Consider the following 13,711-nt stretch of genomic DNA (forward strand, 5'->3'; position numbering starts at 1 on the left):
TATTTATTAGGCAAACCGCATGATCGACAGCATCGACCAGCAACTGATCACCGCTTTGATGGACGACTCGCGCCTGTCTCTCAAAGCCCTGGCGGGCCTTACCGGGCTGTCGTCCCCGAGCGTGGGCGAACGCCTGCGCCGCCTTGAAGAGCGCGGCGTGCTCACTCACTACACCGTCGCCATCGACCCCAGGCACTTCGGCTATTTGCTGCAGGCCATCGTGCGCATCCGCCCGCTGCCGGGCAAATTGCAGGAGGTGGAACGTCAGATCCAGGCGATCCCCGAATTCACCGAGTGCGACAAGGTTACCGGCGAAGACTGCTTTATCGCGCGCCTGCACGTGCGCACCATGGACCATCTGGACACGCTTCTCGACCGTCTCAACGCGTATGCCGAAACCAACACCGCCATCGTCAAGAAAACGCCGGTCAAACGCCGACTCCCGCCGTTGGCGGATCAGTAAGATCACCAGAAACCAAGGCGTTGGCAGTAGACATCTCTGTACGGCTACCGGGGGTAAGCCCCTTCCACATTGCAGCGCCCAGGAGCCCTTGAAACTGCCGATAGCGCGCCTGCAGCACAGCGCGCTGCGTCGCATCCGGCAAGTAACGCGCCTTGATCGGCATGCCTGCCGCCAGCAAGTCCGCGCCCTCGCCCACCGCCATAAACCCCAGTTTCGCTGCGCCGATGCAGGCGCTCAGTTCGCTGCCGTGCAACGTGTAGATCTCCCGTTGCAGGATATTGGCCAGCAACTGCGCCCAATACTCGCTGCGCGCGCCGCCGCCTACCAACGCGCAGGCGCCGACCTGGGCGCCGGCCGATTGCACGGCATGCAGCGCATCCAGCAGGCCGAAGCCGACGCCTTCCATCACCGCATAACCAAGCATCGCCGGCGTGCAGTCATGGCCCAGGCCCATAAAGCCGCCGCGTAACAGGGGGTCGTTGTGGGGCGTGCGTTCACCGGCCAGGTACGGCAGGAATAACGGCGTGCACAGCGGCACCACCTGGCCCATCGGCAAGTGTGCCTGCACCTGATCCAGCAAGGCCTGCTCGTCGGGCATGCCCAGCAGCCGCGTAACCCAACGCAGGCAACTGGCGCCGGCGAGCATGGCGCCCATGGTGTACCAGCGATCCGGCAGCGCATGGCAGAAGCTATGCACCGCACTGGCCGGGTTGCCGGCGGCGTGATCGGTGATCGAGACGATGGCCGCGCTGGTGCCCAGGGTAATGAACCCGTCACCGGCGTGAATGGCACCGATGCCCACCGCCGCCACCGGGTTATCGCCGCCACCGCCGGCAATCACCACGTCGGGCGACAGCCCCAGGTCCATCGCAGTCAACCGTGCACTCGCCGCCCCGCCCTCTACCAGGCGGGGCATCTGCCACGGCGCCAGGCCTGTAGCGCGCAGCATTGGCGTGAACCACTCGCGCCGGGCGACATCCAGCCACAGTGTGCCGGCGGCATCGGACATCTCGCTGATGCGTTCGCCGGTCAGGCGCAAGCGCAGGTAGTCCTTGGGCGACAACACACAATCAATGGCCTTGAACACCTCGGGCTCGTGCTCTTGCAGCCACACTAACTTCGGTGCGGTAAGCCCGGCCATCGGCAGGCTGCCGGTGACATCGGCAAACTCGGCGCCCAAGCGTTCTGCCTCGGCCACGGCACGGGAGTCATCCCACAGGATTGCCGGATACAGCACCTGGTCGTCCGCACCCAAGAGTACCGCGCCATGCATCTGCCCGGACAGGCCGATACAGGTCACCTGGGCATACGCCGGATGGCCGCGCAGTTGGGTCAGCGCCTGCACGCAGGCCTGCCACCAATCCTGCGGGGCCTGCTCGGACCAGCCGCTCTGCCGGCGCGACACGCTCAAACGCACACCGGCATGGGCCAGTAAGTTGCCGTCGAGGTCCATCAGGATGGCCTTGAGTTCAGAAGTGCCCAGATCGATGCCGAGGGAAACCGGACTGTTCATACGTATGTGATTCCAATCAGTGACAGCCACAGGAATTGCGCAGTCGCAGGGTCGGTGCCAGACGCGCGCACTGAGTGGGCGCGGCGGGCGACGCCATGCGTTGCAGCAGCAGGTTGACCGCCTGGGCGCCCAATGCCTGCACGGGCTGGGCGATCAGGGTTAATCGCGGCACGAAAAAGTCCGCCCAGTCAAAATCATCAAACCCCACCAACGCCATCTGCGCCGGGACCTCCAGTTGCGCATCACGCAGAGCGTGCATGGCGCCCAGGGTCATCAAGTTATTACCGGCCATGATCGCCGTCGGTGGCGACGCCAGGCCCAACAGTTGCACCGTGGCCTGACGAGCAGGTTCCGTACTGGAACCGCCGTTGACCAACAGCTGCGGATCAAATGCCAACCCCGCCGCCTGCAACGCGGCCGTGTACCCGGCCACCCGCTCATCCGTGGTACTGAACCCCGCGCGCCCGGCGATAAAGCCGATACGGCGGTGACCGTGGCTTATCAGGTGTTCGATCAGGGTTTGCGTGGACCGCGCGTTTTCCACCCCGACCTGGTCGAACTGCGCGCTCATCATCCGATCCACCAGCACCGCCGGAATCTCGTTGGCACGCAGGTATTCCAGGGCCAGGGACCCATTCGACGGCGCCAGCACAATACCGTCGACCCGCCGATGATGCAGCGCGGTCACGACCCGCAACTCTTGTTCCGGGTCATCGTGGGTGTCGACAAACAGCATCATGTAGCCGTGCTTGGCGCACTCGGCTTCAATCGCGTGCACGGTTTCGCTGAAGTAGTGATTGGACAGCGCCGAAATCGCCACGCCAATGGTGCTGGTGCTGGAGCGGGCCAGCGAGCGCGCCAGGGTGTTGGGGATATAACCCAGATCCTGGATCGCGCGCTGCACCGCCAGCACCGTCGCCTCGCTGACTTTACGGGTGCCGTTCACCACATGGGACACGGTTGAAGTCGACACCCCGGCGCGGCTTGCCACATCGTCCATGGTGACCATGGCACGCTTCCTCCGGCGAACTCAGTGTTTGCTCGACCAGCCGCTGTAGGTGCCGACGTTGTCACGGGTGATCAGTTTCGGCGTGAGCAACGTCACCGCGTCGGCCGGGGCGTTGTCATTGAGAATGGCGTTACCTACGTCCACGGCGGTCTGGGCCATGGCCCACGGGTCCTGGCTGGCGGAGGCCTGGATCTGGGTGTCGGTCTTCAACGCGTTCTCGATATCCGGCGCGCCGTCGACGGAGGTGATGATGATGCCGCTGCGCTTGAGCTGCCTGGCCGCCAGGTCGCTGCCGATGGCTTGCGGATCGTTGATCGCAAACAGGCCGTCGATTTTCGGGAAGCGGGTGAGGTAACCCTGCATCACATTCAGGCCGCCTTCGCGCGAACCTTTGCCGTCCTGATCGTCGGACAGCACCTTGATGTCCGGCGCAGCCGCCAGCGCAGTCTTGCAGCCCTTGACGCGGTCGGTCACGGCGGTGACCTGCGGGCCGTTCTGGATAATCACATTGCCTTTGCCCGAGAGCTTGTCCACCAGGTATTGGCAGGCCAGCTTGCCGGCTTCGACGTTGTCGGTCTGCACGGTGGCGTTCACGCCTTTGGCGTCCACATCCACGGCGACTACGACGATACCGGCGTCACGCGCTTTCTTGATGGCCGAGGCCATGGCCGATGGGTCGACGGCGTTGAGCAGGATGAGGTCGACCTTGGACGAAATGAAGTTGTCGATCTGGGAAAACTGTTTGCTCAAGTCGTAGTCGGCGGACACCGAGGTGACCTTGACGTTGGGATTCAACGCCTTGGCCCTCGCGGTGGCACCGTCGGCCAGGGTCACGAAATACGGATTGCCCAGCGAGCCCATGCTGATGCCCACCGCTTTGAGTTCACGGGCCTGTACGGCCTGGGACATCAGGGCAGCCAGGGCGATGACGGGAACGATACGTTTAAAGTTCATGCGCTTCTCTCTTGTGATTGTTGTAGAAGGTCATTCAGGTCCGTGCGCCGGACTGGCGATAACGGTCCAGCGCCACCGCGCCAATGATCACGATGCCTTTGATGATGTATTGCCAGATATCCGACACCCCCAGCAGCACCAGGCCGTTGGTGAGCACGGCGATGATCAGCGCGCCGATCAGCGTGCCACCGATGGTGCCGACGCCGCCGGTAAAGCTGGTGCCGCCGAGGATCACCGCGGCAATCGCGTCCAGCTCGTAGGACTGCCCGAGTTGCAGGCCATTGGCGGCAAACAGGCGTGAAGCGCTCATCACCGCGCCCAGCCCGGCCAGCGCGCCGGACATGGCATAGACGAACAGCAACACCTTCCACACCTTAATCCCCGACAGCCGCGCCGCTTCCGGGTTACCGCCCACCGAATAGATCTGCACGCCCATCACCGTGCGCCGCAGAATGAACCACGACAGGACCACCACGGCCACCGCAATCACCACCAGCCACGGCACGCCGAGGATCGAGTCGTTGCCGATAAACGCAAACGGCAGGTCAGGATTGAACACGGTCTTGTCATCCGCCAATAGCCGCGCCAGGCCGCGCATGGCAGTGAGCGCACCGAGGGTGACGATAAACGGCGGCAGGCGCATGAAGGCGATCAGGCCGCCGTTGACCAGACCGAGCAACAGGCCGAAGCCGATACCGGCGGCGATCCCGAACATACCGAACTGCGGCGACATCGATGCCTGCAGCGCCACCACCGCCGACGCCGCCAGGATCGCGCCCACCGACAGGTCGATGCCGGCGGTGAGAATCACAAAGGTCATGCCCGCCGCCAGCACCACGTTTACCGAGGCCTGCTGCGTGATGATCGACAGGTTCTGCATCGTCAGGAAGTTTTCACTGGCCAGGGCGAAGCCCACCAGCAGCAGGACCAGCACGGGCAACATGCCGACCGTGCGCATCAGCTCGCGGGCCCGTTCGGCCCTGCCCGGCGTGGGGAGTGTCATTGTGTTGTTTGAGTCAGCCATGGGCAGCCACCTGATCGCCACCGGTGGCGAGGTCGATAATACGTTCCTGGGAAATAGCGTGGCCGGAAGCCCCGCCGACTTCGGCCACCAATTGGCCTTCGCGCATGATCAGCACGCGGTCGCAGGTGCCGATGATTTCCGGCAGCTCGCTGGAAATCACCACAATGCCCACTCCGGCCAGCGCCAACTGATTGATGATGCGGTAGATCTCGGACTTCGAACCGATATCCACGCCGCGCGTGGGTTCGTCGAGGATCAGCACATGAGGCTTGACCTCCAGCAGGCGCGCCAGCAATACCTTCTGCTGATTGCCTCCGGACAACGCGCCGACATTGACCTTGCCCGACGCCACGCGGATCGACAGCGACTTGATCGCGTCATTCGAGCGTTGCGCGGCGTGCGCCCGGTCAAGAACGCCCCCGGCACGGGCATCCGGTACACACGCGCAGACGTTGATGTTGTCGGCCACGCTCATGTCCAGGAACAGGCCCTGGGCCTTGCGGTCTTCGGTGAGGTACACCACGCCGGCGCGAATCGCATCGGCCGGGGTGCGCAATGCTGTGACGGTCTTGCCCACCACTTCCAGGGTGCCACTGGTGCGCGGGTCGGCGGCGAAGATCAGCCGCGCCAGCTCAGTGCGCCCTGCCCCCACCAGCCCGGCGATGCCCAGCACTTCACCGGCGTGCAGGTCGAAACTGCACCTTCGCACGCGTTTGCCGTCGGCCATGTCGCGCACGCGCATGACCACGGCGCCGGGGTCGTACGCGGCGTGGTCCTTTTTGTAGAAGCCCGACAGGTCGCGCCCCACCATCATTTTCACCAGCACCTCGGCCGACAGCCCCTCGCGAGTCAATTCGCCGATGTACTGGCCGTCGCGCAGCACCGATACGCGGTCCGACAGCTCGTAGATCTCGGCCATGCGGTGGCTGATGTAGATAATCGCCAGGCCCTGGCCGCGCAAGTGTTTGATCAGCGCGAACAGGCGATCAGTCTCGCGGGACGACAGCGGCGTGGTGGGTTCGTCCATCACCAGGATCTTGGCGTGGGCATGCAAGGCGCGGGCGATTTCCACCAGTTGGCGCTCGGCGATCGACAGGCTGCTGACCCGTGTGGCCGGAGTGAACTCGGCGCCCAAGCGTTGCAGCACCTCGACGCAGCCGTCCTGCATGCCTTTGCGATCGATGGTCCAGCCACGCCGCAGTTCGCGGCCCAGGTAAATATTCTCGGCCACGCTCAGGTTCGGGCACAGGCTCAGTTCCTGGTAGATCACGGCGATGCCGAGGGCTTTGGCGGTAGCGGGTGTAAAGGTCGCGACGGGCTGGCCGCCAATGCGGATTTCTCCGCCGGGGTCGGCCTGGTAAGCGCCGGAGAGGATTTTCATCAGGGTGGATTTGCCGGCGCCGTTTTCCCCCATCAACGCGTGGATTTCGCCGGGGTAAACCTTCAGGCCGACATTCTTGAGCACGCGCAGACCATTGAAGGTCTTGCTGATGCCCTGCATCTCAAGCAAGGGTTCAAGGCTCATGGCTGAGCTCCTGGTTTTATTATTTTTGTCGTTCAGCCCTTTTGAATCGGAGCCGATTGCCACCGACTCTAATCAGATACATTTGCTTACGCAAGCGCTTGCGTCGTCCATTTATCGCTGGGTGAAACGTTTCTTCACCGCAACAATCACTTAGATCTCGAATTTATTCAACGCCGAGCGCGGTGCGCGTGGCCAGGCAGCTCGCTCGCTGGCCACTTGCAGATTGCTCACCTTGCGCGGTTACTGAGCGTTCGCCTTCGCCGCATCGTTGATGATCGCCACCACTCGCGCCGGGTTGGAGACCATCACCACGTGGGAGGCGCCCTTGATCTCGACGGTTTCCTTCGAGCCCGCGCGGTTGGCCATGAAAGTGAGCGCAGCCTCGGGAATGTTTTTGTCCGCCGAGCCGTAGATGAAATAGGACGGCACGGTCTTCCAGGCCGGGTCACCCGACGGTTCTTTCAGCGCAGCCTCGGTGATCGGACGTTGCCCGGCCGCCATCAGCTGAGCTTCGCGTGGCGACACATCGGCGGCGAACTGGCTGTTGAATTTGTCTTGCTGAATATACAGGTCGGTCACGCCGTCCTTGGATACCACCGGCTTGTCCAGGGTCGGGCCGAGGGTGCCGCCTGGGTAACGACCGGACAGTTCAAAGGCTGTCTCGCCCTTCTCCGGGGCGAAGGCGGCGACGTATACCAGGGCCTTGACCTTGTTGCTGCCGTGCACGGCATTGGAGATTACCGAACCGCCATAGGAGTGCCCCACCAGGATGACCGGCCCTTGAGTATGTTCAACGATATCGGCGACATAGTCCGAATCGGTCTTCACACTGCGCAGTGGGTTGGCCACGGCGATGACCGGATAGCCTTCGGCCTTGAGCCCGGCGATCACGCCATTCCAGCTGGAGGCGTCGGCGAAAGCGCCGTGCACCAGAACCACGGTGGCTTTCTGCGGGGCGGCGACGCCTGCAGTGGCTACACCCAATGTCAGTGCGCCAGAGAACAGGGCGGCGGCAACGCGGGAGAACGTGAAGAGTTTCATGGCTATTTGCTCCTTTAGGGATGGCGCTCAAGGCGTTGAACGTGAGGCCATGATGCCCGAAGGCATTTTACAAACGGAGGCTAATAGTCGACGATATCGTGCAGATCGTCTAAAGGCATTCTTCCACTTCGTCAGGTGACCCATGGATCGTTTATCCACCTTGCTCGTTCACTTCGGCATCGGCGCCGATACCTTTCATAGCGGGCCACTGCTTGATGCCTTGGAAGGCACGCAGGCACACCAACGCGGACGGGTTTACCTGCTCAAGGAAGGCCGGGCCTGCCTGGAAATGCCCGCTGGTGTACAGCGCGTGGACGAGCCAAGCCTGATCCTGATACCACGGGCCCTGCCCCATCGGCTGGTGGCAACCAAAGCGGACCGCGCCGAGGTGGTGGCCGCTTCGCTGCGTTTCGATGGTGGGCTGGACAACCCGTTGTCGGTTGCGCTGACCGATTCGATCAGCATGCCCCTCAAGGACATCCCGATGATTGCCGGCACACTCGACTGGCTGTTCAGCGAAGCCTTCGCCGAACACTGCGGACGCGAGGCCGTGATGAACCGCCTGTTCGAGCTGATGGTGATCCAGTTCCTGCGCCACATGATGGCCTATCACAGCATGACCACCGGAATGATGTCGGGGCTGGCCGACCTGCGCCTGGCACGGGCGATGACGCTGCTGCACAACCACCCGGAACGTGCATGGACCGTGCAGGAAATGGCGGTGCAATCGAATATGTCACGCGCCAGTTTCGCCGCGCATTTTCATAAAGTGGTGGGCCAGACGCCTGCCGATTATGTGCTGAGCTGGCGTGTGAGCCTGGCCCAGAAGCGCCTGCGCGAGGGGCGCCCCATTGCGCTGATCGCCGATGAAGTCGGCTATGAAAGCCCCTCGGCGTTGGCCCGTGCGTTCCGGCGCAAGATCGGCACCAGCCCGCGCGAATGGCAACAGCAGCACCTGCAGGGTCCGGAGCAGCCCGCCGTAACGCCCGGATAACGTATCGGGGCCTGGGCCAACCAGTTTGAACCAGTACCGAGCCAGGGTCCTCCAACCTGGATAGACCACGGCCCGGTACACACTGATGACGTTTATTTTATGGATGGCCGTATTGGGCGCAGTGTTACTGACCCTTGCCCTCACCTCTTCCTACCTGCGCTGGATGCCGGTCACGACTTCGGCGGTATGCCTGTTGCTGGGGATCGCCATCGGCCCATTGGGCATCGACCTGCTGGACCTGGATATCAAAGGCTCTGCGCGCTGGATGGAGCACCTGACCGAAGTCGCGGTGCTGTTCTCTCTGTTCGTCAGCGGCCTGAAGCTGCGCCTGCCGCTCAAACATCGCACCTGGCGCGTCGCCTTTGGCATGGCGGGTCCGGTGATGCTGCTGACTATCCTCGGCGTGTGCCTGGGGCTGCATTATCTGTTCGATCTGTCCTGGGGCGTGTCGCTGCTGGTGGGCGCCATTCTTGCGCCGACCGATCCGGTATTGGCGGGGCTGGTCCAGGTGAACGATGCACAGGACTATGACGCGCTGCGCTTTGGCCTGTCCGGCGAGGCGGGTTTGAACGATGGCACGGCGTTTCCGTTTGTGATCTTCGCGCTGCTGTTCATGCAGCACGGCGGGTTTGAAGGCGACTGGCTCGGCGGCTGGCTGATGAAGAATTTGCTGTGGGCCGTGCCGAGCGGGTTGCTGATCGGCTATTGGATGGGCCGGGGCATCGGCCGCGTGACCCTGTGGCTGCGTATCACCCATTCAGACAGCACACTTTCACCCAACGACTACCTGACGCTGGCGTTGATTGCCTTGGCGTACGTGGCGGCCGAGGCCGTCGGTGGCTACGGTTTCCTGTCGGTATTCGCGGCGGGGCTGGGCCTGCGCCAGGCTGAATTCAGGTCCACGGGCAATTCATCGACGCCCTCGGAACACCTGGCTCTGCCGGTGGTGGGCCATCTGGAAGTGGAGCCTGAGCGGGCCCTGCAGGGCGACGTCACGGAGCTTGAGGAAACGCAGATCGCCGCAGGCGTGATGATGGGCGACATGCTGTCCTTCGGAAGCCTGGTGGAACGTTCGATGGAAGTCTTTCTGGTGACCTTGCTCGGGATCGTGCTGATCAGTCACTGGGATTGGCGCGCACTGCCGGTGGCGGCGCTGCTGTTCTGTGTGGTGCGGCCACTGAGCGTACTGGCGATGCCGTGGGGCCGGCTGATCGATGTGCGCCAGCGAGGCCTGATGGGCTGGTTCGGGATCCGCGGGATCGGCAGTATTTACTACCTGTTCTATGCGCTCAACCATGGGTTGGTGGGTACGAGCAGCGCGGTGGCGGTAAACCTGACAGTCTCGGTCATTGCGTTGAGCATCGTGGTTCATGGGCTGAGTACCCAGCCCATGCTGGCCTGGTATGAACGAAAAAACCCTGCGCGGGCTTAAGGCGCAGGGTCCGTCAGTTCGGTGTTGCCGACGTCGGCGGCATCGTCCAGATCGTTCAAAGGCACCTCGGCATCGTCCATCAGTGAGCCGGGATCTTCATTGCCTGGATCGTTGAGTTCTTCTTCCAGTTCTTTTGACATGACTGTCTCCTTTAGCCGCCCTGAGTATCGATATCGGCGTCGGTGTCGGGCTTGTGCTCAGGTTCCGGCTTGAAGTCGGGGCTGAAGTCGTTGTCCCTGGCCTTCGGATCGGTGGGAGCATCGGTGTCTTTGGGCGCGTCGGCACCCGTGGCCGGGGCGGGTTCGCCACCGTCGATGGCGGGATCGTTACGGCCGCTGACTTGGGGATCGTTGCTGTCACTCATGGCTCACCTCTTCGCAGTTATCAGGAAAATCACGTGCTGCGTAAAGCTAAGGTTCCGTGAGCGGCGTTGAAGTTCAAATTGCTTACGAGCCAGGGTTATCCACTTGGATGTAGAACGCATAGGCCCCCAGCAGAATCCAGAACACCATGAAAATCCACGGTGTCCGCACGGAAAACAACAGGGATTTGCGATAGCCCTTATGGGAAGACTCGCGCTCGGAAAACAGCGGCGACTCGTCATAGGCAAGGCCCATTACCGGCTCGCTGTGCAGCAATTGGCTCTGCTTGAAGTGCCAGTGATCGATGATGTCGTACGCGGCGCGAATGCCTGGCCAGGCATTGAGCGAGCTGAGGATGCCCAGCAGTGCCAGGAACAGCGGCACGATCAGGGTGAACAGCTTGCCCCACTCGGGGTTGAGATTGCCCATGCCGGACACGAAGGCGATGACCAGGAACGATTGGGCGGTGAGGTAGGCGTCGGTACGGTTGGCCAGGATGGACGTTTCGTACTGGATCTCGCGACGGTAGAAGTCCAGGCGGTCCTTGGGCGAGCCGAAGATCTTGGCGTTGTGTTCGCTGTGGTCGGTCAACGCCGTTTCCGGGGTATCGGGGGAGATAATTCTGGGCACGGGGGTGGTCCACGGGGTGTATAGGCCTAGTTAGACGAAAGGGGTGGGTAGGGAGTTCAAGTTTGTTGTGCACTGGAGTGGTGCGCGTTTTTTCCGGGTGAGTCGGCTTGCACCGAGTTGGGGTGTGGGTGGGTGGATGGGGGGCTTCGACGCTATCAAGCTCGCTCACTACGGGGCGAGCGGCAGGCGGACAGAGGGGTTTCGGCACAGGCATTGCTTTATGGATTCATCTGTTTGCAAACAGGAGCATTGGTAACTACCCCACCCAGAGCCTACATCCTCGGAAAGTAAGGTCCAGGCCCGCTGCCGCTGTACGCCACGGGCTCATAAAAACATGCGTTTTTTAAAACGGCAGTGCCGCTTGCTTAGCCACGGGCACTGACAAGGTACTGGAATGGCTCGATCTTTCTTTGATGAAATGAATGATGCAAACGGTGTGTGCCGTGCGCACTATCAGGATTTCTCCCGCTGGCTGGCCAATACGCCGCCGGAACTGCTGGCCCAGCGTCGTCGCGAAGCCGATCTGCTGTTTCACCGCGCCGGGATCACGTTCACTCTGTACGGCGATGAGCAGGACACCGAGCGCCTGATCCCCTTCGACATCATCCCCCGCAGCATTCCCGCGGTTGAGTGGAGCATGATCGAACGCGGGTGTATCCAGCGCGTCAACGCGCTGAACCTGTTTCTCGCCGATATCTACCACGATCAGCGCATCATCAAGGCCGGTATTATTCCGGCGGATCAGGTACTGGGCAACGAGGGTTACCAGAAGGCGATGGTCGGCCTGGACCTGCACCGCGATATCTACTCGCACATCTCCGGTGTCGACCTGGTTCGTGATGGCGACGGCACTTATTACGTGCTGGAAGACAACCTGCGCACGCCCAGCGGCGTGAGCTACATGCTCGAAGACCGCAAGATGATGATGCGGTTGTTCCCGGAAGTGTTCGCCAGGCAGCGTATCGCCCCGGTGGATCATTACCCCAACCTTTTGCTCAAGACCCTCAAGAGTTCCAGTCGCCTGGACAACCCCAACGTGGTGGTGCTCACCCCTGGCCGCTTCAACAGCGCGTTTTTCGAACATGCCTTTCTCGCGCGGGAAATGGGGGTTGAGCTGGTGGAAGGCGCCGACTTGTTCGTGCATGACCTCAAGGTGTTCATGCGCACCACCGACGGGCCCAAGGCTGTCGACGTGATCTACCGGCGCATCGACGATGCGTTCCTCGACCCGCAGGCGTTCAACCCCGAATCAATGCTCGGCGTACCTGGCCTGGTTGCGGCCTATTGCGCCGGTAATGTGGTGCTCGCCAATGCTATCGGCACCGGCGTTGCCGATGACAAGTCTATCTACCCGTATGTGCCCGACATGATCCGTTTTTACCTGGAAGAAGAACCGGTGCTGCAGAACGTGCCGACCTTTCAGTGCCGCAAACCGGCGGAGCTGTCCCACGTGCTGGCCAACCTTGAGCAACTGGTGGTCAAGGAGACCCAGGGCTCCGGCGGCTACGGCATGCTGGTCGGCCCGGCGTCCACCGCTGCTGAGATCGACGATTTCCGCCAGCGCATCAAGGCTCGCCCGCATGCGTACATCGCCCAACCGACCCTGAGCCTGTCGACTTGCCCGACCTTTGTCGAAAATGGCATCGCCCCCAGGCATATCGACCTGCGGCCGTTCGTGCTGTCGGGCAAGGAGACTCGCCTGGTGCCGGGCGGGCTTACCCGCGTCGCCCTCAAGGAAGGCTCGTTGATCGTCAACTCGTCGCAAGGCGGCGGAACCAAGGACACCTGGGTGGTGGAGGGCTGAATCATGTTAAGTAGAACCGCCGCAGACCTGTACTGGATGTCGCGCTACCTGGAGCGCGCCGAGAACCTGGCGCGCATGCTCGAAGTCAGTTATTCGCTGTCATTGATGCCCCAGGCCGGGCGCAGCGACGGCCTGGACGAACTGGCCATGTCGTTGCTCAGCAGCGGCACGCTGGACAGCTATCTGGAACGCCACAGTCAACTGGATGCCGAGCGCATGCTGCACTTCTTCGCGCTCGACGAGGAAAACCCGGCCAGTATCTACAACTGCCTGCGGGCCGCGCGCGGCAATGCCCATGCGGTACGCGGGCGTATCACTGCCGACATGTGGGAAAACCTCAACGCCACCTGGTTGGAAATGCGCAGCATCGCCGCCGGCGGCCTGGCCCGACACGGCATCAGCCATTTCTGTGACTGGGTCAAGCAGCGTTCGCACCTGTTTCGCGGCGCAACCTCAGGCACCATCATGCGCAACGACGCCTATCGTTTCATTCGCCTGGGCACCTTTGTCGAGCGCGCAGACAACACGTTGCGCCTGCTGGATGCGCGCTATGAGATGTTTGGCGAAGAGTCCGAAGAGGTCAGCGATCTGTCGGCGCGCGGGTACTACCAGTGGAGCGCCCTGCTCCGTGCGTTGTCGTCTTTTGAGGCCTACACGCAGCTGTACCCCAATGCGCTGAATGCCCGCTCGGTCTCGGAGTTGCTGTTGTTACGCAGCGACGTACCGCGTTCGTTGCACGCCTGCATCGAGGAACTGAGCCAGATCCTGGCGGACCTGCCAGGCAGCTACGGGCGCACGGCGCAACGGCTGGCGGCGGAGTTTGAGGCGCGGTTGCGCTACACCGGGATCGACGAAATTCTTGAGGACGGCCTGCACAGCAGGTTGACGGATTTCATCGACACCGTGCGCGAATTGGCGCGGGCAATCCACCGTTCGTACCTTGAAGTGGTGTGATCACGC

13 protein-coding genes and 1 pseudogene are annotated in these 13,711 nt (G+C 62.3%); 5 read left to right on the forward strand and 9 right to left on the reverse strand.

Going from position 1 to position 13,711, the window contains the following annotated elements; all coding sequences use genetic code 11:
• Positions 1-19: 19 nt before the first annotated feature.
• Positions 20-463, forward strand: a complete 444-nt coding sequence (locus tag G7025_RS12225) for an Lrp/AsnC family transcriptional regulator (protein WP_181079462.1) — start codon at positions 20-22, stop codon at positions 461-463.
• On the opposite strand, the gene xylB is transcribed toward G7025_RS12225, so the two are convergent.
• The 6 genes and pseudogenes from xylB to G7025_RS12255 all read right to left on the reverse strand — a co-directional run bounded on the left by xylB (position 429) and on the right by G7025_RS12255 (position 7,529).
• The gene (xylB, locus tag G7025_RS12230; RefSeq protein WP_181079463.1) at positions 429-1,976 is read right to left on the reverse strand and encodes a xylulokinase; all 1,548 of its coding nucleotides are present in this window, start codon (positions 1,974-1,976) and stop codon (positions 429-431) included. The genes G7025_RS12225 and xylB overlap by 35 nt on opposite strands.
• A gap of 16 nt (positions 1,977-1,992) precedes the next feature.
• Positions 1,993-2,988, reverse strand: a pseudogene (locus tag G7025_RS12235) (LacI family DNA-binding transcriptional regulator); the annotation flags it as partial.
• A gap of 18 nt (positions 2,989-3,006) precedes the next feature.
• Positions 3,007-3,939, reverse strand: coding sequence for an ABC transporter substrate-binding protein (locus tag G7025_RS12240; RefSeq protein ID WP_181079465.1), 933 nt, complete (start codon positions 3,937-3,939; stop codon positions 3,007-3,009).
• 34 nt (positions 3,940-3,973) lie between these two features.
• Positions 3,974-4,942 carry an ABC transporter permease subunit gene (locus tag G7025_RS12245; protein WP_181079546.1) on the reverse strand — a complete coding sequence of 323 codons (969 nt, stop codon included), beginning with the start codon at positions 4,940-4,942 and terminating at the stop codon, positions 3,974-3,976.
• 13 nt (positions 4,943-4,955) lie between these two features.
• On the reverse strand, positions 4,956-6,488 hold the full coding sequence (locus G7025_RS12250; RefSeq protein ID WP_181079466.1) for a sugar ABC transporter ATP-binding protein: 1,533 nt from the start codon (positions 6,486-6,488) through the stop codon (positions 4,956-4,958).
• A 240-nt stretch (positions 6,489-6,728) separates the two neighbouring features.
• Positions 6,729-7,529 carry an alpha/beta fold hydrolase gene (locus tag G7025_RS12255; protein ID WP_181079467.1) on the reverse strand — a complete coding sequence of 267 codons (801 nt, stop codon included), beginning with the start codon at positions 7,527-7,529 and terminating at the stop codon, positions 6,729-6,731.
• 142 nt (positions 7,530-7,671) lie between these two features.
• Between G7025_RS12255 and G7025_RS12260 the strand changes: the two genes are divergently transcribed.
• On the forward strand, positions 7,672-8,523 hold the full coding sequence (locus tag G7025_RS12260; protein ID WP_181079468.1) for an AraC family transcriptional regulator: 852 nt from the start codon (positions 7,672-7,674) through the stop codon (positions 8,521-8,523).
• 85 nt (positions 8,524-8,608) lie between these two features.
• Complete coding sequence (locus tag G7025_RS12265) at positions 8,609-9,955, forward strand: cation:proton antiporter (protein ID WP_181079469.1); 1,347 nt, start codon at positions 8,609-8,611, stop codon at positions 9,953-9,955.
• On the opposite strand, the gene G7025_RS12270 is transcribed toward G7025_RS12265, so the two are convergent.
• From G7025_RS12270 to G7025_RS12280, 3 genes are all read right to left on the reverse strand, one after another.
• Positions 9,952-10,095 (reverse strand): hypothetical protein, encoded by a 144-nt coding sequence (locus tag G7025_RS12270; RefSeq protein WP_181079470.1) that lies wholly within the window; start codon positions 10,093-10,095, stop codon positions 9,952-9,954. The two genes, G7025_RS12265 and G7025_RS12270, sit on opposite strands and share 4 nt — an antisense overlap.
• An 11-nt stretch (positions 10,096-10,106) precedes the next feature.
• A complete protein-coding gene (locus G7025_RS12275) occupies positions 10,107-10,319 on the reverse strand; it encodes a hypothetical protein (protein WP_181079471.1) in 213 nt (70 codons plus the stop codon).
• A gap of 82 nt (positions 10,320-10,401) precedes the next feature.
• Positions 10,402-10,947 carry a hypothetical protein gene (locus tag G7025_RS12280; RefSeq protein WP_181079472.1) on the reverse strand — a complete coding sequence of 182 codons (546 nt, stop codon included), beginning with the start codon at positions 10,945-10,947 and terminating at the stop codon, positions 10,402-10,404.
• Between the two features lie 394 nt (positions 10,948-11,341).
• On the opposite strand from G7025_RS12280, the gene G7025_RS12285 reads away from it, so the two are divergent.
• Both G7025_RS12285 and G7025_RS12290 read left to right on the forward strand, forming a co-directional pair.
• Positions 11,342-12,751, forward strand: coding sequence for a circularly permuted type 2 ATP-grasp protein (locus G7025_RS12285; RefSeq protein WP_181079473.1), 1,410 nt, complete (start codon positions 11,342-11,344; stop codon positions 12,749-12,751).
• A gap of 3 nt (positions 12,752-12,754) precedes the next feature.
• Positions 12,755-13,705, forward strand: a complete 951-nt coding sequence (locus G7025_RS12290) for an alpha-E domain-containing protein (protein ID WP_181079474.1) — start codon at positions 12,755-12,757, stop codon at positions 13,703-13,705.
• Positions 13,706-13,711 lie beyond the last annotated feature (6 nt).

The sequence above is a fragment of the Pseudomonas lurida genome (genome assembly GCF_013522705.1).
GTDB lineage: Bacteria > Pseudomonadota > Gammaproteobacteria > Pseudomonadales > Pseudomonadaceae > Aquipseudomonas > Aquipseudomonas quebecensis.